Genomic DNA, 26964 nt, shown 5'->3' with positions numbered 1-26964 from the left:
TTCTATCATATTTCTACCACGACAGAAATTCACGGTTAACCCGAATGTCACAGTGACGCATTAGTTGACGTGTGTTGACAGTGGTTTACATGTGTTGACAAAAATCGGGAGAAATAAGGCGAAATTACCGCCAATATAAACGAGAAAATATGGAAGTAAGAAAGATTTGTCAATGGTGCGGAAAGCCATTCATAGCTCAAAAAACAACGACCTGTTATTGTAGCCATCAGTGTTCCAATCTTGGCTACAAGGAGCGCATCCGGGAACGTAAGCGACAGTTGAAACGGTCGCAAGAATTATTGCAACCTCGACAAGCCGCCGAGGGGCAGGATTTCTTCTCTTTTGCCCAAGCAGCAAAGTTAATAGGCGTAACCAGACAGTACATATATAAATTGGTAAAGGAATCCAAACTTCGGGCTTCACGCATCAGCGGCAAGAAGTCACTCATCCGCCGTGCTGACATTGAACTGATGATGAAAACCAAACCTTACGAGCGTGTCGTGCCCAAAGAGGACTTCGACATCTCTGAGTATTGCACAGCCGAAGAGATTGCAGAAAAATACAAAGTCAACGCTAAATGGGTGTGGACTTACACAAGGCAACATAAAGTGCCGAAAGTGAGAATCCGCCAGTTCAACTATTACAGCAAGAAACATATCGATGCCGCCTTTGCCAAATACGAGGTGGATTCCGACCTTACTGAATGGTACACACCGGAAGAGATTCAAGAGAAGTACGGCATGACACGTGTCGCCATCCGTTCGCAGGTGTATCGGAACAACATTCCATCCAAGAAGGAGCATGGGCAGATATTCTACTCCAAGCTCCACTTCGACCTCTCAAAGAGTTCCGAACAGGAGAGCAAGGCGGAATACTATACCGTCAAGGAGGCAATGGAGAAATTCAAGCTCTCTCGTGATTCGGTTTACGGTATTCTGCAATTCCATCAGATCAACCGTGAGAAGAACGGACGGTTCGTCAGATTCCTGAAAGTGGAGTTTGACCGGGTAATGGGTGTCCGCAAATAGTCTAATTTATGACTATCCGTAAATTATTCAAAAATTAATCCCTGCTGTAGGTAATCTGCATGATTACATTATAGAGTTTCGCCGACGAATTAATAATAACCATAAAAATATAACATTATGCATGAATGCAAGACCGTGACATTAAGGACACGTCCGCTAAAAGGCAGGATGATGTCTTTCTATCTGGATTATTATCCGGGGTATCGAGACAAAGAGACAATGAAAGTTATCCGTCATGAATCGCTTGGTATTTATATCTATGCCAATCCGAGAAACAAACGTGAACAGAATTTCAACGAGGTAATGACCGAGAAAGCCGAAGCCATCCGTTGCCGCAGGTTCGAGTCGGTAGTCAATGAACGGTATGACTTCTTTGACAAGTACAAACTCAAGGCAGACTTTCTGGAGTATTATCGCAAGCAGCTCCGTAAGCATGACCAGAAATGGGAGTTTGTCTATCTGCATTTCAGTAACTTCGTACATGGTAAATGCACCTTTGAAGAGATTGACATCGACCTCTGTAACAAGTTTCGGGAATATCTGCTGAGTGCCAAGAAGCTAAGGCGTAACGGACGTATCACACGGAACTCCGCATCAGGATACTGGTCTACTTTCAGAGGTTTCCTGAAAATACTCTATCGTAATGGGATGACAAAGACCAATGTCAATGATTTCTTGGAAAAGATAGAGACAGAAGATGTAATGAAAGAGGCCCTGTCAGTTGAGGAATTGTACAAATTGGCTGAGACACCTTGCAAGAAACCTATTCTGAAAACGGCATCGCTGTTTTCCTGTATGACCAGCTTGCGCATCAGTGACATTCTCTCGCTATGTTGGGAAGACATCGTGGACTATTCTGCCGGTGGGAAATGTGTACACATCATTACGCAAAAGAACAAGGCGGAAGACATCATTCCCATCAGTGAAGAAGCTTTGGGATTGATTGGCTATAATTCTGAAAAGAAAGGTTTGGTATTCAAGGGGCTTATGCGCAGTTGGACGCAAATACCGATGAAAGAATGGATTCGTTCTGCCGGAATTACCAAGAACATAACATTTCACTCGTATCGTAGAACATTTGCGACGCTACAAGCAGCTGCCGGGACGGACATCCGCACCATACAGAGCATCATGGCACACAAGAGTATCACCACCACTCAAAGGTATATCAAAGTCGTGGATGCCAACAAACGTGAAGCCAGCAAGAAAATCACCCTGACACGGCAAGACTGACAGCTGCTTTGTCCTCGATTTCTGCAGTCAGAGTATGATTTTTCACCCAAAATCATACTCTAACCGTTATTTTTTACAAATATTGAGCGATTCGTCATCACTAATTATATATATCTGGAATATAGCACATAACTTTGCCATATAACCATTTCAAATACTTGCAGCAGATGACAAATAATACTCAAATTCGGACCAAGAGGATAAGTTTTATTCTTGCATTATTGGTAATTGCCTATGTGGCAGTAGACACTTACCTATTCACTTATCACCAAATCAATACCACAACAATAACAACTCCAGTTATAATAGGCCTTGTGGTTACAATTATATTGTGCGGTCTCCTGCAACGATTTTTCTACACTTGGCTAACGAAGAATCCTATCAACTTCTCTTTGGGCGAGCTATTTACGCCTATTGTAGAATCAGAGAACGCCATAGAATCTATGGATGCTACTGAAATACTGCCCATCGAGCAACCGATGGGTTTGGCTGAACAGGAGTGTCCTCCGTCCCAACAGTCAAATCAAAATACTGTAAACTCTGATTGTCCGCAAGATTCTCATTTGAATAAATATGATTCCATATTAGTGGAACTCAAAAAGAAAGAGATTGAAAGGCAAGCGGAAATCATGGATGCGATTCGGGAATATGTAACCGTCAAGACTGCCCCCTATCTCTCCAAAGAGGATATTGCCACCCTCATTTCCAATATAGAGTATATGGCTTACGATCAACCTGAGTCATATAAACCGATTCGTTCCAATATAGACAATCCGCTGAGGTCGCCTGGACTTCGCCATTTGGCATGGAATGTCGGTGAACGCTTGGGAGTACCCTTGGCGAAAAGAGCCGTTTTTATCAAAGAATCATTTCCATACGAACTCGTAAACGCGACCCTTGAATATCTTAAACTTAATTTACGGGATAATGTTCCAAGCCAGATTCCCATTGATGTACCAGATAAAGGCGACTATCGCTTCCATTTAGATGTAGATAATGATGACTCGCAATAAAAAAAGTATGCAGACGAAATAATTAATCCGGTCTGTATTGTTCTGCAAGGTTTCATTGAGTTGGTTCGCAGCATGTTAAACGATTAAAATAGTCATAATATGGAAAAAGACCAACTGACATTCAACGACCTACCGAATGTGGTAGGCGAACTATGCGACAGAATCGCAAGTATGGAAAACCTGCTTACGGAGAAACTTTCCAAGCAGTACGAAACCAAAGAGAACACGCACGTCCCCATGACCGTACAGGAGGCTTGCAACTATCTTAAAATGCCGTTGTCGACCTTTTATTACAAGGTCAAGAAAGACGATATTCCGGTTATAAAACAGGGAAAGCATCTCTACATCTATCGTGACGAACTGGATAGATGGCTGGAATCTTCCCGGAAGAATCCGGCTCCGCAAAGTTTCGAGGACGAGAATGAGTCTTTGCTCGCCTCCCATCGCCGTAAACCGAACCCTAAAAACTGGTAGCGATGGAAAAGACAGACACTATTATTCTTTCTCCTGAAGAATTGGCCGCTTACATGGCGGAGTCTACAATAAGCGTAACGAGTACATACGAACACTCCCCGGTGGTTCTGATGGTGGACGATACCATTATCGGAACATTGGGAAACTTCAGTGCTTCCATCGGAAAAGCCAAAAGCAAGAAAACTTTCAACGTTTCAGCCATTGTCGCATCGGCATTGAATAACAGCACCGTACTTCATTACCGGTCTACATTTCCCGAAAATAAGCGGAAAATTCTATACATAGACACAGAGCAGGGGCGGTATCATTGCCAACAGGTATTGAAACGCATATTACGTTTGGCCGACTTGCCGGAATACAAGAATCCGGATAATCTGATTATGCTGGCTCTGCGCAAGTTTTCCCCTAAACTACGTCTGGCGATAGTCGAACAGGCCATTGGCATAATACCGGATTTGGGATTGGTCATCATAGATGGCATTCGTGATTTCCTTTACGACATCAATTCCTCCAGCGAATCCACCGACATCATCTCCAAATTCATGCAGTGGACGGATGACAGGCAAATCCATATCCATACCGTCTTGCATCAGAACAAGAATGATGAACATGCCCGTGGTCACATCGGCACGGAACTAAACAATAAAGCGGAAACCATCATGCAGGTCGAAGTGGACAAAGAGGACAAAGCTGTAAGCGTGGTCGAAGCCGTCCATATCCGTGACCGTGAGTTTGAGCCTTTCGCCTTCCGCATAAACGAGGAAGCCATGCCCGAACCGGTAGAGTCCTATCTGCCCAAAGAGAAGAAGACCGGACGACCAACCAAAGGACCGTTCGATCCGGACAAGGAGATTCCAAAGAATGTACATCGTCCAGCATTGGATACCGTTTTTGCCAATGGCAACATCAGCAATTACGATGATTATATAGAACGCTTGAAAGAGGGTTACGGATTGCAGGGTATAAAACTCGGTTATAACAAGGCGGTAAAGGTCGCAACATTGCTCAGCGACGAACGAATGGTTATAAAAGAAGGGAAAGATTATGCCTTCAATCCAGAATACCATTATTGAGTTCAACTTTACTTTATTGTCGGGGCGTATACATAAGAATAAAGTAAAGTCGGCAGGAAGACATCATGTGAGATATTCATATTCTCCCCTCTTTTAGAGGCTCATTTCATTCTATGTTTCCTATCCGAGTGCCAGTTCACTATACGCATCCGATATGGCTTGCCGTGAAGCATCAACAGGTAACTGTTGCGAGATATGCCAAGGTATAACCTCACTGCGTTACGGTTGTACATTGGCGCTCTCGCCTGCTCAGTTCCCTCGCCGGTGCGGTACTCGCAAGCTCGCACCTATTCAACCATTATAAAACGATTCAAATGAAAGAAGATATTGAAAATACATCGGACTCCTCGAAAGAAACCAGAAGTGTCTTTATCGGAGCTAAAGTCACTCCTACTCAGAAGGAGCATATAAAATCACTGGCCGGGCAATGCAGCATGACCGTAAGTGACTACATATTATCACGTGCGTATAACTTCAAGCCCAAAGCAAGGCTTACGAAAGAAGAAGCTGCTCTGTTGCAGAATCTGGACGATTGTCGGTCAGACCTCATAAAATACACATCCGCCCTACACGGAATGTCCACAAAGCAGCGCATGGCAATGTTCAATCAGATTCCGTTCATGGTCGGCTGGCTCAAGGAACTTGGCAATGTGGCCGAAAATGTCTGCCAGTTCCTGAATGCAGTAAAAGAGAAGAATAAAATTCCGTCTAACCCAAAATCCGAAGAAGAATGATTGCGAAAGCCAAAGCCATATCGCACGGTATAAACGACATCCGTTACATTACCGGCGAATCACAGCACAAAAAACATCCGGAGAAGATTTATCGGGTATTGGACAACCTATTGCCCTCAGAACCGGACGCTATGGGGATATGGAACTCCATGCAATTGACCCTATCCCAGCATCGACCGATAAAGAACTCCGTTATCAGAATCGAGCTGAGTCCTTCGCCCGAACATACCCAGTTCTATGACATAGAGGACTGGCAAAAGCTCTGGCACGACTTTGCTGAGGAGTTCGACAAACAAGTGATTATCGGCAAGGACGGAAAAGTCCGTTCTTGCCAAACCAATTTGGCTAATAGCAAATACTCGGTTTGGCTGCATACGGAATCTAAAGGCGAAGTCCCCCATCTCCACGCTGCGATTTGCCGTTTGGATGAAAATGGCAATATCAACAATGACCACAACATTCATCTTCGAGCACAACGTGCAGCCGAGCGAGTGGCAAAGAAACGTGGCTGGACGACTGCAGCACAAATCCGAAATCTCAACATTCCACAAGTAAATCGGGACTGCATGGAGGTGCTGAAAGCAATGCCATTGTGGTCATGGGATGACTACAAGAATGCTCTTATACGGAAAGGTTATACCGTCCATGAAAGGGAGGACAAGAAAGGTCTTCTCCGTGGATATGCTCTCATGAATGGAAACACCAAATACAAGGCTTCAGAATTGGGAATCGGCAGGAACCTGATGGTCTCGAAACTTCCTGCAACATGGAAGAGACTGCACCATCAGCCAACTTCCGTCATTAGAAATAATACTTCCCAAACCGTTCAACAGGTAGCGACACATAAGGTTGCCCCTATTGACTATACCCAATATCTCACATATAGTCAGGATATGATTTCCTATGTCCTCAGTCATGAAGGCAAGGATTACAAATTCTATATCCCAGAAAAAGTACTTGACTGTTTCAATGACGAATTTGATTACAGGTTTATTGCCAACTGTCAGGAACTTACCGATATGGCTGTAGCTATATTTGTCGGACTGATAAATACCCCCAATGTAACAACCGGTGGAGGTGGTGAAGGTTCGCAAAGCGAGCTTCCGTGGAGAGACAAGGACGAAGACGATTTGCAATGGGCTCGCAGATGCGCTCGTGCTGCCAGCCGTTCGTTAGGGAAGAAACCGAAAACAGGACTAAAACGCTAAGCCCATGAAAAAGAAATTTGATTTTTCCGCAGAAATGAGTGAAGTGGAATCCATAAAAACCACTCCCAAGAATGAATATCTGGAAGAAGAAAAACGACTACTCGATGTAAATGCCAAGGAACTTGCCAGCCTGAATGACAATGTATATAAGCTGAGAATAGAAGTTGAAAATCTGTCCGGCTCTATACGAAAGTGCAAACCTATCATTTCTGAAGAAATGCAAAAGTTGGCAATTGAATTTGGAGCAACACTTCTCTGCAATTTTCTTGGTCAGATTGAAAGCAAATGCAAGGAAGCCGAGCGGAGAATAAAAAAAGCCGACAATGCTATCCATATCCCGGCTACCGCATTCTACATTTTGATTATCATTGTAGTCGCTCTGTCTTCTTTTTTCGTGTGCATGATAGTGGCTAATGCAGAGATTTTGCATTCCGGATTGATTTGGAAAGCAGTTATCTGCTGTATTCTCATTGCCGTTTTAGGAATTGGTATAGCGTTAATAGTACAGAAGTTTTTAGATAGAGGTAAATAAACGAAAAGTCTCAATCGGATAGAGATTGCTACCAGTTGAGACTTTTATAATATGCCTATGTTATTGAAATTTTATTACAGGAACTACTTTTTCACCAAGTTTGGTCTCATAACGAAATGTTCCTATTTGCATAGCCTTTTTACCTTTAGGTACTTCAATTACCTGATCATCATAAAACAGATTCTGGCCATCTGTCACAATATAGACGACCGGCCCAGTAAAAAATGAAGTTGAATGCCCTTTCTCCTCACAATTGGCCAAAGCACCATCCCCAAGAACCTGAAAAACTTCAAATTTTGTTGCGGTAGTAAATACCGTCTGTTGCTCGGCAATCGTAATATCCGATTCGTTAGCATTTGAATTGGTAATACCTATAACAAAAAGTACTGCAATTGTTAATACACACCCAGTAACAATTCCCAAGAAGAATATCAAACCCTTTCTCATAAGTAATATTTTTAATAACATTCAAATATACAACATAATTCTGAACCACAAAACAATTGTGAGCGAAGAAATTACAGCATTAATTCCCTCGCTCTATACATAACTTTATTTACCCAGTGACTTGAAAACCTTGGTAATGCAACGCTTTTTCTGCTCCATATTGGGATGAACATATAAATCCAAAGTAGTTGAAATGTTGGAATGCCCTAATAATACGCTGACTGTTTTATAGTCACAACCGACTTCTATACAGCGAGTCGCGAAACTGTGACGGAGTCCATGATACTTCAGCTTGGGAATATCAAGTTTCTCCATAAGCCTTTTATAGTAGTTGCGATATGTGCGTGGCTCTGTCGGACGCTCATCATTAGTAAGAATGTAATAATCGTCATTAATTACTTTTTTCAAAGGCTTTAACATAGTAAGCAATTCTTTGTTTATCGGGATTTCACGGCAAGAGTTTTTTGTCTTTGGCGTGTTGATGACCAGCTCTGTATGTTTTCTCTCTCCTTCTATGATATAGATGCGTTCTATCGTCCGGTTAACGGTTAGAATCCCGTCATATACATTGATGTCGCTCCATTTCAAAGCACAGATCTCCCCTATACGCAGACCGGTACTAAGGCTGATATAGATACCAAGTCCCGGAAAGGAAAAGTGGCTCTGAATATAGTTCAGAATCTTTTTATGATTTGCCACGGACAAGACCTCCAACTTTTTACCAGCAACGTCTGTTGGGTACTTAATATCCCATTCGTAATAGTTCATCCATTCGTTTTTCACCCCGAATTTCATAACCATCTTTAGGACAATAAGAATGTCCTTAACAGATTTCACGCTCAATCCGCCTTCCAACTTTTCAAGCACAAAGCCTTGTACATCATTTTCATGAAGTTCGTTACTCTCACCAAACTTTGGCAAAATGTGATTTTCAAGAATCAACATGTAGGCTGCCAATGTCGATTGTTTCACATACGGTCGCTTGTTCTCTCGCCATGCGTCCGAAATTTCTCTAATTGTCTTCTGAATCATAATTTTGAATTTAATTGGTTCTAATAATTAGAGAAATATAATAGGTAATGTTCCCCATTTGAGATTTCCGGAGTTTAGTGGAGAGTGGGAAGAGCATACGCTTTCTGAATATTTGGAGTTCAAGAATGGTCTTAATCCAGACGCTAAACGTATTGGAAGTGGACTACCATTCATTTCGGTGATGGATATTCTTTCAGAAGGAGTTATCAATTATGACAATATTCGTGGCAAGGTCAATGCTACTGAAAAAGAAATAGAATGTTTCGGAGTGAAAGACGGAGATTTGCTATTCCAACGTAGCTCAGAAACATTGGAGGATGTTGGACGAGCTAATGTGTACATGGATAATCGTACCGCCATTTATGGAGGCTTTGTTATTCGTGGTCGTAAAATCGGCAATTATGATCCTTTGTTCTTTAAGTATTTGCTTGCTACGCCATTAGCGCGCAAAAGAACTTGCAGAATGGGAGCAGGAGCACAACATTTCAATATTGGGCAGGAAGGATTATCCAAAATATCATTATATTTTCCATCAATTGAGGAACAGAGAAAAATAGCTGAATTTCTATCTCTCATTGACGAACGAATAGCAACCCAAAACAAAATCATTGAGGATTTGAAAAAACTAAAGTCTGCGATTTCAGAAAGACTTTTCAATGCCATAAAAGGTGATGTTGTTGTATTGGAAGATATAGGTGATGTAGTTAAAGGCAAACAAATCAATGGTGAATTTCTTTCAGAAAGTGGCAAGTATTATGTTATGAATGGAGGAATAGAGCCATCTGGATTTTATAACGATTATAATGTAGAAGCTAACACCATCTCAATAAGTGAGGGTGGCAACTCTTGCGGTTATGTACAATTCAACGCCTGTCCTTTTTGGAGTGGCGGACATTGCTACACAATTCAAAATACTACGGATAATGTAAAAACGGAATACCTGTACCAATTTCTAAAATCAAAGGAGAGTGAAATAATGAAACTTCGTATAGGTTCTGGATTGCCAAACATTCAGAAAAAGGATTTGGCAAAATTTAAAATAACTATACCGAACATCTCTGAACAAAAAGTAATTTCGGCTTTTCTCTCTTCATTTGAAAGAAAAGCCGATGTCGAGATGAATTTTGTAAACTTGTTGCTTGAAGAAAAGCAATATTTACTCCGTCAGATGTTTATATGAACATTTGGTGAAGCAAATAAGTCTTCTGTTGCTGGACGAATTGCAAGATTTTCATTTCCAAATCAATCTTTTGCGCCAATTTTGACAGATGGAGATCAACTTGTTTTTGTTTCTCGATTGATGGTATCACAATTGGAATGTTGCAAAGCTCCTCATAAGAAAGGCAAAGCCTTACACTTCCTTCCAATCTCTTTTGTATGTGATAGAAGAAATTTCTGGATTCAAAGAAAAGTTCAAGATATTCTGGCAGTAAGCAGTCCTTTGTACGAAAACAAATGTACATTGGACTGACAATGCCAGTCTCAAATTTTGTAAGGCGAGCAATTGATCCCACGTTTATTCTTGCAGGGTTATAAGCAAAGTCATTCTTTTCTACAATTTTGTAATTTGATGTGTCGTCACTTGCAACATTCCTATCTTCAAATTGTTCGCTTTGCTTTATAAATCCTTGGCGATTACTAACTGATAATACATTGCATAGATGATTATCCTTGTTTCGTTTTGATATTTGTACAATAGCACCCCCTATATGGGAATGGTAGCTATCTTTGGGGCTATATTCTATTTCAATAATCGCAGACATTTCCGTTATTCAATCCTTAATCAGAGGAATTGCACAGAATATGGTGCATAGGGGGAAGCCAAATGTACGTTTGTCGGATTGCATGATTTGCAATTCCTCAACTTTACAAGAAAGTGAGGTCTTAGAAAGTGGTACATATCCTGTATATGGTGCTAATGGCATAGTTGGATACCTTGATTGTTACGCAACCCTCAATGAAGCCATTTATATTATCAAAGATGGTTCAGGAGTTGGAACTGTTTTTTACGTGGCAGGCAAGTGCTCTGCGGCAGGCACATTGAACACCTTACAAGCCAAAGAAGGTTATTCTCTCCAATACCTTTATTATTTGCTGACGGTCTTCAACTTTGAACCTTATAAAACTGGTATGGCGATACCTCACATATATTTCAAGGACTATGGAAAAGCAAAAGTCTTTTGTCCGTCACATTCAGAGCAATTTAAATATACCAAGTTGTTATCTACAATAGATAGTAAACTATTAGCAGAACAGAATGCTCTGGTAAACTATAATTTGCAGAAGCAATACTTGCTTCGTCAGATGTTTATATGAACATCTGACGAAGTAGATACTGCTTTTGTCCTTGAGATTGTTTTAGTATGTTTTGCAGAAATTCCAGTTTTGTATTTAACGAGCATAACAATTTTGATATTGCTAACAGTTCGTTAGCATTACTGGGAATAGCGACATAGCTCTCTAAGAAGCGTTGGTTGGCAATATTTATTGTGTTCTTTGCTCCTTTCTGAACGAGAGGGTGAAGATAGTTCAGAGTATTCAATTCACTCTTGAAATACTCATGCAAGAACACACCCGTTGAAAATGTTTTAGGCTCATAAACTCCATATAGAGGTGACACAGCGACTTCGTTTTGATTGTAACTTTGCTTTATAATTCCGTAAGGAAATGAACCTGTTGGACTTTTCGTATATACCAAATCACCATAATGTACCACATGATATTTTGATGTATCACTGGCAGCGAACGAGCGACCAAGATATTCCATTTGATTTACAATCCCTTGAATAACAGACACGGAATAAACTGGGTAAAGGCTCTTATTCAATTCATTTCTTTCGGTAAGAACATTGGAAAGGAGAACCTTCTTCCAAGTCCCATTTGACAGTCCTCGCTTTTGCAGTTCAACCATAATTCCTTTGATTAAGGATTGAAGTTTCTCAATGATTTTGTTTTGGGTAGCGATACGCTCATCAATTAAAGATAAGAGCTTCGCAATTTGTTCCTGTTCGTTTTGTACAGGAACAGCAACTTTAATCTTGCGAATTTCATTTGCTGAGATTTCTAAGAATGTTGATCCACAAGCATTTCTAATCAAATCTTTTTTCTTAGTTTGAATCAAGTAGTATAGAAAATCAATATTACATTGTTTCGCAATAAGAGATTGAAAACCTTGATTTGTAGTACATTCATTTGATGCAATAGAACATTCTCCTACCGTGGCACGAGAACTTAATAATATAGTGTGTAATGGTAATAGCTTTGCACTTGAATTATCTAAACCATCTCTTGTAATAGTTCTTTTGCTAAAGTCTACATATTTATTTTTACCGATTTCACTTGGAGTAAACCATTGTATATCTCCACCCCAATATGATTTCACTGTAGTATCAGGTGTGCCACCTCCAACCACTGTTGCTAAATCATTTATGGTGTACTTGTTCCACTCTCCACTAAACTCCGGAAATCTCAAATGGGGAACATTGAGGACTTTATTTTCGTTATTATCTGCCATAATCATTATTCTTTATCGGGATTGATATCAAACGGCAACAATTTGTCACCATCATTAAACCGGTCGAAATCGGAGATAAACGAACGGTCTTGAATCACTTTATATTTTTCATACTCACCATACGCCTTCTCTCGTGCCTCTTCTTGAGAAACTTTACCGGCCGAATCTTGTGCTTGATAGTCCATTGTAGCAAGAAACTGTTCAAGACGCTGCTTCCAGTCTGCCATCGTTGTAATGATATGGCGTTGAGCACGCTGTTCTGCAAATTCAAGAAATGCGTTAGTTACGCCGTTGAGTTCTGAAACCTCTTTGTCAGACAAGTAGTTCTTTGCTACAATCGTATCAGATTTCTGTACTCTGCCATTGGGAGCTTTTTTCCAAGTAGTCAGTCCCATGTGCGGCATTTCCGAGTCGGCACGTTCATATACTATTTCGGCAGCAGTACGATGAGTTACAGCCAAGTGCATCATGTTTTGCACCATCTTGAAGAACAATTTGGTACAATCCGACTTCGGGTCGTAATCCGCACTGCATTCGGCATAGATGTCTGTTATCTTTTGGTAGTATCTGCGCTCTGAGGTACGTATCTCACGAATACGCTCCAGTAAATCGTCAAAATAATCTTTGCCAAAATGTTTTCCCTGCTTCAAACGTTCATCATCAAGCGCATATCCTTTAATAATAAACTCCTTCAATACAGATGTAGCCCAGATACGGAACTGGGTGGCTTGATAGCTATTGACACGATAACCTACCGCAATAATAGCATCCAAATTATAGAACAGAGGTGTACGTTCCACATCCCTTTTTCCCTCTGATTGAACTATCCCAATTTTTCGGATAGTTGCCTCTTTTGTAAGCTCGCCTGTTTCGTAAATCTGACCAAGATGATAGTTGACAGTCCGTACATCCACCCCGAACAAATCGGCCATACGCTTTTGTGACATCCAAAATGTTTCACTGTTGAATATCACTTCTATTCGTGCCTCGCCTTGCGCCGTTTTATACAGCAAAATGTTAGAACTCAACGAATTTTGCATCAATTCGTTTATCGAAATTGTTCGAGTAAAATAATCGCGAGCTTGTTGTACCAACACTTTTTTGACATTGGCATTTTCGGCAACAATCATACATGCCATACGAGACAGACGGAAGATATTGACCTTACGGAATGAACCGCTTCCAATCCTTACCATATCAACCGCTTGGTTGAAATGGTCGTCTACATTCATTCCTTTTTCACCTGCCACCTTGATAGCCTTGTCTATGACTCTTTGGAATTTCCAATAAGCCGAATAGCCCATAGCAGCGCACAGGTCGCGAGAACTCCAGTATTCGTTTCCGCCCTCATCCTGACGGCGTATATTGTCGAATGATGGACGCATTTCGGGGATGTTGTCTATCTCTGCCATAGTGTAATTATTCAACCAGTCCCAATTCTTTCAAATAGCCTTCTATCTCCTTATCCAGTTCGGCTCGCTTGGCTTCCAATTCCTTTATTTCAGCCATGACTGCTTTGATGTCAATAGGCTCTTCTTCCTCAAAAGTATCGACATAACGAGGAATATTCAGATTATAGTCATTTTCGGCAACCTCCTGTAACGTAGCGAGGTGACTGTACTTTTCAATTTCCTTGCGGTCACGGTAGGTTTCTACAATCTTCTGTATATGCTGAGGGCGGAGTTTGTTTTGGGTCTTGACCTTTTCAAACTCTTTGCTGGCATCAATGAACAAGATATTATCGTCTTCCTTACGGCATTTCTTCAATACGAGAATACAGGTCGGAATGCTTGTACCATAGAAAATATTGGCAGGCAGCCCGATAATGGCATCAATATAGTTTTTCTTCTCTATCAGGAAACGGCGTATAACGCCCTCTGCATTCCCTCGGAACAGAACTCCGTGCGGAGCAACGCAAGCCATCGTACCACCTTCATTGAGGTGATGAACCATATGCAGAATAAAAGCATAGTCGGCTGTTTTCTTAGGTGCAAGTCGTCCTGCTTTACTGAAACGGTCGTCGTTGTTGAATTTGTCGGCAGCACTCCATTCGGCAGAGAACGGAGGATTTGCAACCACTGCATCGAACTGCATATCATCGAATGCGTCCCATTCAAGCGTATCGCCATTCTCTATTTTGAAGCTGCTGAATCGGATACCGTGCAGCAACATATTCATTCGGGCAAGGTTGTAAGTAGTCGGATTTTTCTCCTGTCCATAGATATATGCCGCCTTACCGATACTTGCTGCACGGAGCAATAGTGAACCACTACCGCAAGTAGGGTCGTAAACATTACGCAAACGGTTATGCCCAAGAGTAACAATCTCCGCCAATATGCGGCTGACCTCTTGCGGAGTATAGAACTCACCGGCTTTCTTGCCTGCACCGGCAGCAAACTGACTGATCATATACTCATAAGCATCGCCCAAAATATCAATCTCCTGAGAGGCCTCCACTCCGAATTTTATATCATCAAGTGCAAGCAGAACATTGCTTATAAGCGTATTCTTGTCATCGGTTGTCTTTCCGAGCTTAGGGGAAGCAAGGTCAATATCCGAAAACAGACCACCAAAATCCTCTTCGCTGTCACGTCCGAGCGTACTATCCTCAATGCGTTTCAATGAGCGTTCCAGCATCGGAAGGATATTTTCTTTCCGCTTGATAGTTTCGATTACAGACGAAAACAAGAATTTCGGTTCAATGAAATAGCCTATATTTTCCAAGCATTGGTTCTTGACCTCTTCCTGCAATTCCGCAGCATCCGAATCGGTCATTTCCCATAATTCCTTGAATGTAACTTCATCATCCTCCAATGCACTGTTGGCGTATGTTTCTATCTTCTCCGACAGGTATTTATAGAAAATGAATCCCAAAGTAAAATACATAAAATCGCTTGCCGACATATTGCCGCGCAAACGGTTTGCGACCGCCCAAAGCTGGTCACGGAGTTTCTGTTGCAGTTCTTCACTCATATCCTTATTGCTCTATATTATTCTGTATTACATCACTTTCCGGCAATGGTATATTGCTTTCAATTATACTTCTCAGGTCATCCAGCACTTTCCCTTTATATGAGAAATATTTTGCCCCTTGATATGCACCCGATGTATTCCGTTTCTCTTCCGGCATAAACGTACCGACAAAAGGGGACAATTTATAAATACGACCTTGATATTCAACGGAATCATCGCTTGCCACCTTGACTTCTGTATTCGTAGGCATGAAGGTAACACATTCCCCTATTTTAATACCGACCATGCTGAATTTGAAACGCCCTCGCTTTACGGTTCGCTTCTGCACGACAGGCAATGAATCTTTTTCGTTATGGCAAACCGGTTTATTATCTACATAGACCGTAACAACCGCATCATCAATCATCTTGGCTATGTCATTGAATATATCCAAAGCTATTTGCGGCGGCACATTGAAAAACTCCCGATTCTGACGAATACGCAAATCCGTCAACCGATCAATAGTCTTGTGTACATGCTTTTCAACATCGTTATATTTGACCGTCTGAATGGTTGCATAAATCTCAAAAGGCAACGGAACAGCCGTGTTGTCAAGTTCCTTGGAACGTATATCTACAGGCCGCGCACTTTTACCGATTTTGACCCAATCCTCACGAAAACTTGGATTAGTCAAGATATACACATATCCGGGTTCATTTGTCTTTACCATATCAGTATTTCTTTTAATCCCAACTGAAAGTGCGTATGATATTACGCAATCTGTCTAAAATCCTCGTCAACGCCTTTCTCGTCTTTATCAATCCGAGATGCTTCTCTTTCAATGCCTTTTGTATGATTTCTGGCTGCTCTTTTTGCAGATAATCATATTCTTTAAGGAAATGATTCAATACTGATGACGATATTTTCTCTTCCTCAGCCAATGAGTTGACGGCATTTTCTCGTTCAACAGCAATATAGCGGTTCAACCGTTCTTCCAAATCGCTTGTACCGTCAGCCTTGCCTCGCTGCATCATGAAATTTTCCTTATCGTCATCCACATTCTTTTGAATGAAGCCATCAATAAGTTTTGCCTTGCTGCGCATTTCAGCATCCTTAATCATCGTGTCAATGATATTCTGGCGGCGTTCCGCGTAATCGGCACTATATGGGTCAAGTTCTGCAATGAGTTCAAGGATATATGCCACATTGATAATGTCGCTATGTAGGAGTTCAAGGCAGAAATCCACATCACCGAGGTCTCCGTCATCCGGAACATCTGTATCATCATCCGGTTTGGGTGACGGTGCTGGAACAACGAGTGCAAAAGTATCATGGATATCAAGATACTTACTTCTGAAATCCATAAATTGCTGTTCCGTCATGCCGAGATCATCAGACTCTTCATTATAATCCTCGTATATCTGTATTTCAGCATGTTTACGGATAATATCACGGAACGCCAAAACAAACTCTTTCTTAGCTTTTTCACTCTGCAAAAGGTCTATACAATTTGTGTCCGGATATTTCTTCAAAAAATTGGTAGCAAGCTCCTTGTATTCCTGTTTGACTTCTTCAAACGGAGGTCGCACTATTTCTTCCGGATTGTTACTGTTGCTGAACAATTTGATAGCGGTATCAACATTGCTTTTCAAATCACGGAAACACACAATCTTTCCGAAGCGTTTCTTTTCATTCAGCACACGGTTTGTCCGGCTGAATGCCTGCAACAAGCCGTGGTATTCCATATTCTTGTCTACATAAAGCGTATTGAGTTTCTTGCTGTCAAAACCGGTAAGGAACATTCCGACGACCAGACAAAGATCAAGCGGCCTCATATCAACTCGCTTCTTTTTCATACGCAGGTTGATGTCATCGTAATATGCACGGAAGTTCTCTGTCGTAAACGATGTCCCGAACATTTCATTGTAGTCATCCATGATGGCTTGCAGTTCATCAACCTCACCGGCACTGTCATTCAGATAAGAACCTGTACCCATTCCTGTCAGATCATCATCTTGACTTCCATTGGCTGCATAAGTAAAAACTGCACCTATACGAATCTTGGGATTCAGTTCCTTGAATATCTTGTAATAACGGATAAGCATCGGTACGGACTGTACAGCAAACAATGCATCGAACTCTCCGTCAAATGTTGACTTATTGAAATTATTAAGGATGAATTTAGCGATTTCCGTCATGCGATTAGTACTGCCGTTCTGCACTTCCTCACTGCCATGATAATACTCTACAAGGAAACCGAGAACATTTTCATCGGCAATGGCATCTTTAATCAGATAGCGATGCAGGCAGTTGCCGAATACCTCTTTGGTCGTATGCCCATCAACTGCATTTTCTGTAAAAATAGGAGTTCCGGTAAAACCGAATATCTGGGCATTATCGAAGAATTGCATAATCTTCTTATGACTCTCCCCGAAGTGACTGCGGTGGCACTCATCAAATATCATCACGATACGGGAGTGGCATATCGAATCTATCTTGCTGCTGTACCATATCTTACTTACGGCAGCATTGAGTTTCTGAATAGTGGTAATGATAATCTTGGAGTTACTATGCAGCCGTTTTACCAGTTCATCCGTATTGTCCGTACCGTCAACAGCTCCCGGTTCAAAGGCTTCATATTCCGACTGCGTTTGTGTGTCAAGGTCATGACGGTCAACAACGAACATTACCTTATCTACATCATCCAACTCCGAAACAAGCTGTGCTGTTTTGAATGAAGTCAAGGTTTTTCCTGCGCCTGTAGTATGCCAGATATAACCGTTATCGTTGGAGTTCTGTACCCGATCCAATATCTTTTCTACAGCATAAAACTGGTATGGGCGAAGTACCATCAAGCATTTATCCCCTTCATGCAATACGATATATTTTCCGATAATCTTACCGAGCGTACACTTTTCCAAGAAAAATACAGCAAACTTATCCAGTTCATTGAATGGCAGATTTGCCGCATCCGTCCAGTTGAACGTGAATTTATATCCACCATTGGGATTATTGGCGAAATAACGAGTATTTACGCCATTGGAGATAACAAATAGCTGAATATAGTCGAACAGCCCATGAAAGGATGTCTTATGATAGCGTTGTATCTGATTGTATGCCTGCTTGAGTTCTACACCCCGACGCTTCAATTCAATCTGAACCAGAGGGAGGCCATTGATAAGAATCGTCACATCATAGCGACACTTCTTTCGTCCCTCCACCGTAATCTGATTCGACACCTGAAACTCGTTCTGACACCATTGTGTACGATTAAGGAATTCCACCCAAATACGCTGCCCGTTCATCGTGTCAAGAGGATATAGGTCACGAAGTTTCTTAGCCTTTTCAAAGCGAGTACCACCTTCCAGATATATCAATATCTTCTCAAACTCTTCATCCGTAAATGAGTTACGACCAACTTCCGCCAGCTGTTTCTTGTTGTGAATTTCCAACTGCCGCTTGAAGTTGGCATAAAGATTATCTTCTTCGGTAATCTGGACATACTCGTAGTCCATTTGCCGAAGTGTGGCTATAAGTCCGGCTTCCAATGCCGCTTCGCTCTGTATTGACATATTCTTTCCCTACTATGGTGTTATTACTTATTTATTCCAGCTTGTAGTATTTTGATACCTAATGCATTTTCTATTTTGCACAAAGTTTCCAATGACAGATTCTCGCGACCTTTCAACACCTTGGATACATATTGCTGGGTGCAGTTCATTTTCTCAGCCAACGCTCGTTGTGTCATGCCAAGTTCCTCCATTCGGTTTGACATGGTTGCAGCTATAGCCTGCGAATGGCAAACCCAATCTTCGCTTTTGCATTCCACTGTTTCCTCTTTTACTTCCAGTGCGTTGTCTATCTTATCTTCTGCCATTGTATGCATCAAAAATACCTTTGCCTTATTTGGTAAGCAAAGGTACTATAAATAATTGAGATGACACAACTTTCAGGTTGTTAATCGGTTCTTTTTTGCGCTAAGAATATTCTTATTTAATTGCTGTTACTCTTAAATCATATCTACGGCTACCCGTGTCAAGATCGACATCATACTCTTTCAGTCCTTTTTCAACTGCAATCTGATGTAATTCTTGCTTATCCTTTTGTGATATATCTGGACCATAATATATTGCTTTCAAGCATCCAACATCCGGTATTGCAACATAATCATTCTCATCTTCTAAATTATAGTAAATCATTCTCCATTCATGTTCGTGCTCGTATTCTTTTCTGTCTTTATAAAGATAAACTCGATACCAATATAATTGATTAACAGATATTATAGACGACAAAAAGCTTAACCAATTTTTATCTCCAATCTGCTTGAAATATTCGTAAGTATGAATATTTCCCTCATCTAATGTAACATCCGGTCTTAAATCTGTATAAATCACAGGAAAGAGATTAACACTCATTCCCAATGAATTATATTTAAAAATGCATCGTCTGAGATCATATTCTAATGCAAACCCCTTATATCCATCTGCATATCTATCCCACATATACTTAGACTGCACACTTTCTGTAAAACAGGCAATTTTTGCACTATTTCTTGGATTTCTAAAACGCGATTCTTGTTTTTTTATCGCAGCCCCTATATTATTGCAAAAATCAACATAATCATCTGTCAATATTTTATCTATAATTTGTTCATCCGTATATCCGCACTCTCTATAATAACATATTTTCGTTGCTTTTTCCGCCCTTATTTCAGGGGATTTCTGTGTTATATGCGACAATGTTATGCGCAACGCATCTTTCAATGCATTTTTTAGATCTTTGTGAATCTTATCTTGATCTATATATAAATACGAATCATATTTATCTGGAAACATTCCCGCATGGCATAATGAAATAGTTTTAGATTTAAATGATTCAATTGTATAGCCCTTATCGTCTATTCTACGATACCTAAAAAGTTTTTCCGGTATATTAGGAAGTACTAACTTATAAATATTACTCCATACGTCAGAAGTCGCAGTTTTATCTATATTGAAAGGGATATAAGATTGTTCTATAATCTCTTGGAATTGTTTTCTAAAATCCAACATCTGCAAATCACGAATTTGTTATTTCTTTATTTCATTAACTCGACAATATTTTCTGGCAACACGGCGTTTCTTATACCATCTTTCGGAGCATTCTTAAGGAACAGCATTGGAACGACGGTGTAGCACTTGGCAAACGGTAGCAGATTAGCTTTGCGGAGAAGTTCGGCAGTCAGTTGTTTGCCATTCTCTTGAGTAGTCCATTTGCATTCTCCGACCAACAAATACTTTTTGTCAAGCGATTCGGCCATAACATCAAACTCGACTTGTTCCGGCTTCTTATCCTCATTGAGCACAGAACCCCACCAGCGTTTTGCCTTGCCATAAACCACTCCATTGACAAGATTTCCTGTTACGGCATCCCGACATAATTTTTCCCATTGCATACTCACATACTCCGATAAATGAGCAGTCAAAGCCTGTTCTATTGGCAAACGACGACCAAGCTCGATGAACGAACGATTAGGTACGACAAACTGATAATAAAATGCCATAAACGGATCGGCTATCTTGTAAAGACTCTTTTTCGCATTCTTTTCATCAATCCCAAACGGAACATCTTTCTCCAAAAATCCGAGATCAATAAGTTTCTTCAATGGACGCGACAGGTTGGTTGCAGGCTCATTGCATCTTGCGGCAATCTCAGAAAGCCGATTTGCGCCAGTACCGATATAAGACATTATCGTCGAAGTCTTAACAATATCCTTTACATCGTCCTGAAACAATTTTATCGGTTCTTCGTAAAGAGTTCCATTTACAGAAAGGATATTGTGCCACAAAGCATCATTAAGTGAATTTTGGTTTTCCCTTAGTTCCCAATAACGCGGTACACCTCCCCAAACAGCATATTCTTCAATGGCATTCATCGCATCAAGGCTCAAAGCCTCTTGAATATATGGCAAACGTATCGGTGCAAGTTTCATGATCTCATCAGCACGACCATAGAGAGGTGCAGTAGAATCAAGAAACAATCCATACATCATATTTTGTGACGAACCGCAAAGCACAAGATTATACTTCAACAGCTTTTCATCAACCAGTTTTTGTAGCACAGACGGCAGTTCAGAAGATTGCTCTACAAGATACGGAAACTCATCCAAACATAAAGTAAAACGCTTGTCTGTTCGATAATTGACCGCACGAAACATAGATTCCCAATCCGGATATGTCAGTTTGTCGAAATCCGGGAACACTTGTGCTATTACTTTTGCAAGCAATACTCTCTGATGTTGCCCTTCAGAACGGTCAGCAAGGAAGTAAACATCCGTATCCGACAACACCCTTTTGATAAGCGTTGACTTACCCAACCGTCTGCGACCGTACATCACGACTAACGAGGACTTCTCTCTTGCAAGAGCATCCTTTAATCGTGCAGCTTCATCTATTCTATCAACGAATTTCATATATCTTATTTATTATGCAGCGCAAACATAATGCTTTTATTGCATAACACAAATTTTTGAGCCATATTTTTTTATTCCCAAAGAGCAAATTGCAACTTATGTATAGGAGAACATGTGCTCTATTCCTTTTTTGAAGCTCTTTTCCTTGTTTTCAAACTCAAATCTTGCAAAGCTTTTCCCAACTTGTCTTCTTTGGCCAGCCATAGAATATCATCGTCAAGCTGTAAAGCATACAGCACTCGCAAATAGATTCCGATTGCTACTGTCGGTGTGCCTTTTTCTATTCGGGACACAGTCAACGGAGAACAAGTGGCACGTTCTGCCACCTGAGCCACACTCAGATTCCTGCGCAAGCGAGCCAGTTTAATCTGCTCTCCCACAATTGACATCTTCTGCACCAATTTTCGGGGCAGCTTAGTCCCCATTGTATTCTTTGCCATATTCAACACATCATATAATATGTAAATTTATAACTTTTCATCTATTTAATGATGTATTACAGGTAAAAAATCACAAGATTAGAAGAAACGCTTGACCAAGTACAATATAACGGTTATACACTTTTTCAAGCGAATAAATCAGATTCGTTATACTTTTTCAAACGAATTCTATGTTTATAAAAGTTGCAGCAGCTTCCGACAACCATCTTGGGGAAAGTGTGTAAAACAAGATAATTTTGCTTTGGAGAAATATAAACGCTATTATATTGTTTATAAGCGCCAATATATCCACACAACAAACAATATGTTATTTGTTGCGTAAACACATACGATTCCTCCACACAACATATATTCAAGATTAGTTGGCTATTCAAATGAAAAACAACTTTACTTTATCCCCGTATTTATATATACGTGCATTAAAGTAAAGCTAACAGAGGGAGAAAAAGAAATGACTTCGCCAAAGCCGAACCGAACTATATCTGCCGACTTTTTTGGAGACTGCAAAATAATCACATAATTTGCCAAATCCCTTTGACCATTATGTCTCATTTTTGAGTCGAAAACAGTTCATTTTAGAAATTCCATCGTTTATCATTAAATGTTATCAACTAAAATCAGTACCTTTGTATAAGAAATCACTTAGAGTATAAATGTGGTAAGAATTTGATTATCACTCATTTCATCTCTAACCCATAATACATTCTTCGTCTCGCACTGTAAATGATTAATAGTTCTTGGCTGAGCTAAGTGATTAAAGTTTAGATAGATGTTACTAGTAGTTCAAATATAATGTCAAAGAAGATAGGTCGTAATGAGCCTTGCCCTTGTGGCAGCGGCAAGAAATATAAGCATTGTTGTATGCAAAAGGAACAGGCAATAGGAATATTGCCAGTAGCAAATCATGCTTTGTGGCCATCTTCTTGGCTTGATGTACCAAAAACGATAGCGTATTTAAGTAATCATGCAGTCCCTCCCATATTGGACTATTTGATAGCAATGCAACTTAATCCACAAAATCGAGGGAAGAATATCCGAATTGAGCACCTTTTGCAAATAGCAGTTGCGAATCTCGGAAAGAGTAGCCAGATTCCTGACATCAGTGAGTTCAAGAGTATAATTGACCAAGAGTTCTCATTTGATCTTATGGAAGACATGCCGATTAACATGTTTGCCGAACCTGTAGTGTTTTATGGAGGCAATTACACATTCTTTCCTGGCATCTCGACACATGCGACAGAAATTTTCCGTTCAATGACAGAAGCCATATTCAATAAAAGAAATATATTTACGGAAGCTTTCCGTAATGAAATTTATGATGGAGTACTCTTCATGCTTGAACTGAGCAAGCTTTTGTCAACCCAAGCAGGGATAAGTGGCTTAGTACGCGGAAATGAGACCCCTCGCGAGACGCTTAACGAACCAAAAACTAGCCAATCTTTTGTTATTAATTTGCCGACAATGACAGAACTCATTCATCGGAATAGGCTGAATCCAAATGTTTTGAAATCATTTTTGTTAGAAGTTAATGCTACTGATATACTAACCCAAGATGCAGAAAAGAATCCGTTGTTATACAGACCAATCGTTGAGTTTGACAATAACTTCTACTTTGCCGGAATTTCCAGTCAAGGCTGTGCCATTAACAACTTTATCTTAAAAACAGCTCTAAAACATCGTTGTCTTGAAGAACTAGTAAAACAGACCCATTATGGTGTCTGGATGCGCATCGGGCGTTCCTGTATAGAACAGCTGCGCTGGGTACAAAATTCAATGGATGAAATACTTGCTCCTGTTGAAGGCTATTACGAAGATGTATTCCGCATTGATGTCAACTGGCTTGCATACGTGTGCTATGCTCATGATTTAGCCCGTAATGTAGCCATAGATGGCAATGAGAGTTTCAACAATCGAGATCTCAGCCAACATTTACAAAAACGTATTGATACCATCAGAAATGATAAAAGGTCGAAAGATGACCATATCCTGACGCTTGTTCTGTATTCTACAATGGGGGAGACATACAGATTTGCCATGAAAAAGCAAAATGGAACTGACTATTTTCTTCAATTCTCTGCTTATGATTTCTTACAACTGATACAGACTGAGAAATGGGACAGCTTGAGTCTTGTTCGTTATGCTCGGTCCAAAGAGAACGTATCATCTCTCGAGACTCCTCTGAATCAATCTCTCGATGTATATGCTATATATAAGCATTATGGTGAAAGTTTCTATATGACAGACAACACACCATCAGACATGCTTTATATTGAGCCAAATGATGGATGTGATCTCATATTCAAAAGTAAAGATCAACTGTATTTCCACGGAACGCTGAAGAGATTAAATGGACAGTATGCTTATATACCAGTGATACGTGATCTCGACTATGCGGCAATTTTTAAGCCTGTCCATTCAGGTTTCAATGCCAAGAGTTGTGAATCTTATAGTATTCCTGTGTGGGTAAGTTGTTATCAAGAAGAAAAACAGGGAATAAATCCATCCTCTATTTCCGATACTGTAATAACAGCTGTTGCATACTGGATGGATACTTTACAACCAGCCATAGCCGATATGATCAGCCAACGCTATGAGCACTCCGTAGAAATAGAACTTGTCTTCAGTGAAAAGGTCTTGGCCGATAAAGGGATACACTATGATGACGACATAAAGCCTACGCAAGGAGGAAATCTTAACGTATCCAAGACAGAAGGCGGAGTTTCCGTTACATTTGATGATGATTATATCCATTCTTTTATGGGAGCTGGCAATGAGAGTGAGCGCAACATGATGCGTTGTATCATAAAAAAACTCCTGGAAATAGACGAAGAGACTGCATGCCAAATTATTGATACTCGCATCCCCTTTGGTCAAGCAAAGATGATTCTGATGATGGAGCAGTCACTCAACCCCCTGTCAATACCCTTGTGGCTTTATACTCCTATCTATATTCATGCCGCCACCAGCCAACTACTACAAGACAAATTCCCACAGTGGATGAAGGAGAAAGGTCATGATATAGCAGGTAAACTCAATACAAAAACTGAGAAAGAAGACTTCCTCCACAAAGGAGTAGATGTGCTCCTTAATGAACTTGATAAACGCCTATCATCATTTGATACATTGTGGTTGCTGCGTATGCTCATGCAGAATCACGAGACATTGGTTTATCAGCGAGAGCATAACAGAGTCTTACAACCCGCACAGATTCTTTGTTTTGGAGAAAATGAGTCAAAACGTAAAGAATTCTTCGATACAGAAAGACGACTTGCTGATGCTGGAATATCTACCCGTGCTATGATAGAATATATAGCTGCGACACAGTATCGTGGCGGTGGTGTTAAACCAGGCAATGATGATGTAGAAAGCCTGTTAGCTATCATGAACGAAGTGATATCCATTGGTGGTATATGTGACGCCATACATTTAGATGTAGCTAATCATACCATTGAGAAATTAGGCTCTGGACGTTATGGTATCTACGATGATGTTTTTTCCGACAATGTAGGAGAGTTTGCAGCAACGCGCACTATTGAGAGTGTAAATGGGCAAATCGAAGATTTCGAGAGTAAGATGGCCAGGATGGCAGTACGTCCAGATACAAAAGAAAAAAACAAGGATGCAGAACTCGAGGAGATAGATGTGGCATTCTTAGAGGATTGGGGAGTATCATATTCTAACATCTTGCAGTTCCTTTATGTTTGTTACATCATAGCTATGAAGCAGCAGAAGTCTGTTATTGAGATGGAAGAGTCTCAACTCATCAAAGCTATGCAGGAGCATTGTACAGAACTAACTGAAGATTTAGCAAAGAAATGTATCATTCGCCTTTCTTTGGATAAACGGGAAAACTACCTCACTCCGCCAGTAGGATTAGCGGGCAAGGATATCTTCCCTTGGTCATACAATAGGGAATTAAGTTATCTGCGTCGCCCAGTGATTCGTTATCAATATGATGATGGCACAGTTATGTGCATGTTTGGGTTCCGCTCCTGTATTCAAGCCGGCATTCAGCTATCTGACTTGCTTTATTCTGGTCGCTTACGTTATGTGGGAAGGAAGATAGAAACCTTGCTTGGAAAATTTGAGGCTATAAAAGGGGCTGCGTTCAATGACGAGGTACGCTCTTTTTTGGCAAAGATACCAATAATGCGAGTATGGGAACATGATGTCACTATCAAATCTGGAGGTTATTTTGCGGCAGATAAAGATTATGGCGATATTGATGTGATGGCTTATGATACATCACGTGATATACTCTACTTGATAGAATGTAAGAATACCAATCCAGCCAAGAATATTAAGGAAATGAAAACCGAGATGGATGAATATCTTGGTCGTGGTGATAATCCCGAGAGAGACAAGAAGAGAGCTCTTGTTCTTAAACATTTGCGTCGTCATCGCTGGGTAACGGAGCATATTAATGAAGTTGCGAAACACATTGGTGTAGCAGTTACACCCCGAGTAAAGTCAATGATGCTGACAGCTACAGTAATACCAACATCCTATCTCAAAAGAGAGAAAATACCAATGTCAATTCTGAATTACCCTGAATTAAAGATAAAGGGCGTGAATTTACTAGATTCGTGCAAAGAACCAGATTTAAGCGTACTTGATATATGAGACTTTTAGAGGTGCTGATGCATCACGCCTTCTAATTTTTACCTACTCCTAAAGGTAGTATGGAGCAATCGCTGACGGTTTATCATCTCTGCAATCTGTTCAGTTCGCATTCCCCTATTCTGGCTTGCCAAACAGTAGAGTATAGCCTCTTCAATCTTCATATTTTCAATAATTTAAAGTGTGCAAATTTTGCACAGGTTGTTACAAAAG

Annotated in this window: 23 protein-coding genes; 11 read left to right on the top strand and 12 right to left on the bottom strand. The window is 40.5% G+C overall.

Annotated elements, in window-relative coordinates:
- Positions 1 to 149 precede the first annotated feature (149 nt).
- The 8 genes from INE92_RS00980 (at position 150) to INE92_RS00945 (ending at position 7295) form a co-directional block, all read left to right on the top strand.
- On the top strand, positions 150 to 1028 hold the full coding sequence (locus tag INE92_RS00980; protein WP_032581293.1) for a helix-turn-helix domain-containing protein: 879 nt from the start codon (positions 150 to 152) through the stop codon (positions 1026 to 1028).
- A 117-nt stretch (positions 1029 to 1145) separates the two neighbouring features.
- Positions 1146 to 2261: a tyrosine-type recombinase/integrase gene (locus tag INE92_RS00975; RefSeq protein ID WP_211421282.1), complete on the top strand. Its 1116-nt coding sequence runs from the start codon at positions 1146 to 1148 to the stop codon at positions 2259 to 2261.
- 167 nt (positions 2262 to 2428) lie between these two features.
- Positions 2429 to 3274, top strand: coding sequence for a membrane protein (locus tag INE92_RS00970; RefSeq protein WP_032531600.1), 846 nt, complete (start codon positions 2429 to 2431; stop codon positions 3272 to 3274).
- Positions 3275 to 3373: 99 nt separating this feature from the next.
- A complete protein-coding gene (locus INE92_RS00965; RefSeq protein WP_014774676.1) occupies positions 3374 to 3748 on the top strand; it encodes a helix-turn-helix domain-containing protein in 375 nt (124 codons plus the stop codon).
- A gap of 2 nt (positions 3749 to 3750) precedes the next feature.
- Positions 3751 to 4821, top strand: a complete 1071-nt coding sequence (locus INE92_RS00960) for an AAA family ATPase (protein ID WP_014774677.1) — start codon at positions 3751 to 3753, stop codon at positions 4819 to 4821.
- Between the two features lie 314 nt (positions 4822 to 5135).
- Positions 5136 to 5555, top strand: a complete 420-nt coding sequence (locus INE92_RS00955; RefSeq protein ID WP_014774678.1) for a plasmid mobilization protein — start codon at positions 5136 to 5138, stop codon at positions 5553 to 5555.
- A complete protein-coding gene (locus INE92_RS00950) occupies positions 5552 to 6763 on the top strand; it encodes a relaxase/mobilization nuclease domain-containing protein (RefSeq protein ID WP_032531601.1) in 1212 nt (403 codons plus the stop codon). Before INE92_RS00955 ends, INE92_RS00950 begins: the two co-directional genes overlap by 4 nt.
- 4 nt (positions 6764 to 6767) lie before the next feature.
- On the top strand, positions 6768 to 7295 hold the full coding sequence (locus INE92_RS00945) for a hypothetical protein (RefSeq protein ID WP_014774680.1): 528 nt from the start codon (positions 6768 to 6770) through the stop codon (positions 7293 to 7295).
- Positions 7296 to 7355: 60 nt separating this feature from the next.
- Here the strand turns inward: INE92_RS00945 and INE92_RS00940 are convergent, their stop codons facing one another.
- Both INE92_RS00940 and INE92_RS00935 read right to left on the bottom strand, forming a co-directional pair.
- On the bottom strand, positions 7356 to 7742 hold the full coding sequence (locus INE92_RS00940) for a hypothetical protein (RefSeq protein WP_032531602.1): 387 nt from the start codon (positions 7740 to 7742) through the stop codon (positions 7356 to 7358).
- 105 nt (positions 7743 to 7847) lie between these two features.
- A complete protein-coding gene (locus tag INE92_RS00935) occupies positions 7848 to 8774 on the bottom strand; it encodes a tyrosine-type recombinase/integrase (protein ID WP_014774681.1) in 927 nt (308 codons plus the stop codon).
- Between the two features lie 58 nt (positions 8775 to 8832).
- Here INE92_RS00935 and INE92_RS00930 point away from each other — a divergent pair, with 58 nt between their 5' ends.
- The gene (locus INE92_RS00930) at positions 8833 to 9954 is read left to right on the top strand and encodes a restriction endonuclease subunit S (protein ID WP_233476921.1); all 1122 of its coding nucleotides are present in this window, start codon (positions 8833 to 8835) and stop codon (positions 9952 to 9954) included.
- Here the strand turns inward: INE92_RS00930 and INE92_RS00925 are convergent.
- Positions 9947 to 10537: a restriction endonuclease subunit S gene (locus INE92_RS00925; RefSeq protein WP_211421281.1), complete on the bottom strand. Its 591-nt coding sequence runs from the start codon at positions 10535 to 10537 to the stop codon at positions 9947 to 9949. The genes INE92_RS00930 and INE92_RS00925 overlap by 8 nt on opposite strands.
- 82 nt (positions 10538 to 10619) lie before the next feature.
- Between INE92_RS00925 and INE92_RS00920 the strand changes: the two genes are divergently transcribed.
- A complete protein-coding gene (locus INE92_RS00920; RefSeq protein WP_192919023.1) occupies positions 10620 to 11090 on the top strand; it encodes a restriction endonuclease subunit S in 471 nt (156 codons plus the stop codon).
- On the opposite strand, the gene INE92_RS00915 is transcribed toward INE92_RS00920, so the two are convergent.
- From INE92_RS00915 to INE92_RS00875, 9 genes are all read right to left on the bottom strand, one after another.
- Entirely contained in the window at positions 11083 to 12288 is a 1206-nt protein-coding gene (locus INE92_RS00915) for a restriction endonuclease subunit S (protein ID WP_211421280.1), read from the bottom strand. The two genes, INE92_RS00920 and INE92_RS00915, sit on opposite strands and share 8 nt — an antisense overlap.
- A gap of 5 nt (positions 12289 to 12293) precedes the next feature.
- Positions 12294 to 13700 (bottom strand): RhuM family protein, encoded by a 1407-nt coding sequence (rhuM, locus tag INE92_RS00910; RefSeq protein ID WP_014774686.1) that lies wholly within the window; start codon positions 13698 to 13700, stop codon positions 12294 to 12296.
- Positions 13701 to 13707: 7 nt separating this feature from the next.
- Positions 13708 to 15261, bottom strand: a complete 1554-nt coding sequence (locus INE92_RS00905) for a type I restriction-modification system subunit M (RefSeq protein WP_014774687.1) — start codon at positions 15259 to 15261, stop codon at positions 13708 to 13710.
- A gap of 4 nt (positions 15262 to 15265) precedes the next feature.
- On the bottom strand, positions 15266 to 15970 hold the full coding sequence (locus INE92_RS00900) for a GIY-YIG nuclease family protein (protein ID WP_014774688.1): 705 nt from the start codon (positions 15968 to 15970) through the stop codon (positions 15266 to 15268).
- 13 nt (positions 15971 to 15983) lie between these two features.
- The gene (locus INE92_RS00895) at positions 15984 to 18812 is read right to left on the bottom strand and encodes a type I restriction endonuclease subunit R (RefSeq protein WP_014774689.1); all 2829 of its coding nucleotides are present in this window, start codon (positions 18810 to 18812) and stop codon (positions 15984 to 15986) included.
- Between the two features lie 23 nt (positions 18813 to 18835).
- Positions 18836 to 19117 carry a helix-turn-helix domain-containing protein gene (locus INE92_RS00890; protein ID WP_080714326.1) on the bottom strand — a complete coding sequence of 94 codons (282 nt, stop codon included), beginning with the start codon at positions 19115 to 19117 and terminating at the stop codon, positions 18836 to 18838.
- A gap of 112 nt (positions 19118 to 19229) precedes the next feature.
- Positions 19230 to 20291: a DUF2971 domain-containing protein gene (locus INE92_RS00885; protein ID WP_032531604.1), complete on the bottom strand. Its 1062-nt coding sequence runs from the start codon at positions 20289 to 20291 to the stop codon at positions 19230 to 19232.
- Positions 20292 to 20317: 26 nt separating this feature from the next.
- Positions 20318 to 21691, bottom strand: a complete 1374-nt coding sequence (locus tag INE92_RS00880) for an ATP-binding protein (protein ID WP_014774692.1) — start codon at positions 21689 to 21691, stop codon at positions 20318 to 20320.
- Between the two features lie 119 nt (positions 21692 to 21810).
- Entirely contained in the window at positions 21811 to 22131 is a 321-nt protein-coding gene (locus INE92_RS00875; RefSeq protein ID WP_032581284.1) for a helix-turn-helix domain-containing protein, read from the bottom strand.
- A gap of 792 nt (positions 22132 to 22923) precedes the next feature.
- Between INE92_RS00875 and INE92_RS00870 the strand changes: the two genes are divergently transcribed.
- Positions 22924 to 26754: a YecA family protein gene (locus tag INE92_RS00870; RefSeq protein ID WP_014774694.1), complete on the top strand. Its 3831-nt coding sequence runs from the start codon at positions 22924 to 22926 to the stop codon at positions 26752 to 26754.
- Positions 26755 to 26964: the final 210 nt, after the last annotated feature.

This window comes from Bacteroides xylanisolvens (genome assembly GCF_018289135.1).
Lineage (GTDB): Bacteria > Bacteroidota > Bacteroidia > Bacteroidales > Bacteroidaceae > Bacteroides > Bacteroides xylanisolvens.
Note: the sequence above shows the minus strand (reverse complement) of the source record. Positions and strands in the feature narration are given on the sequence as shown.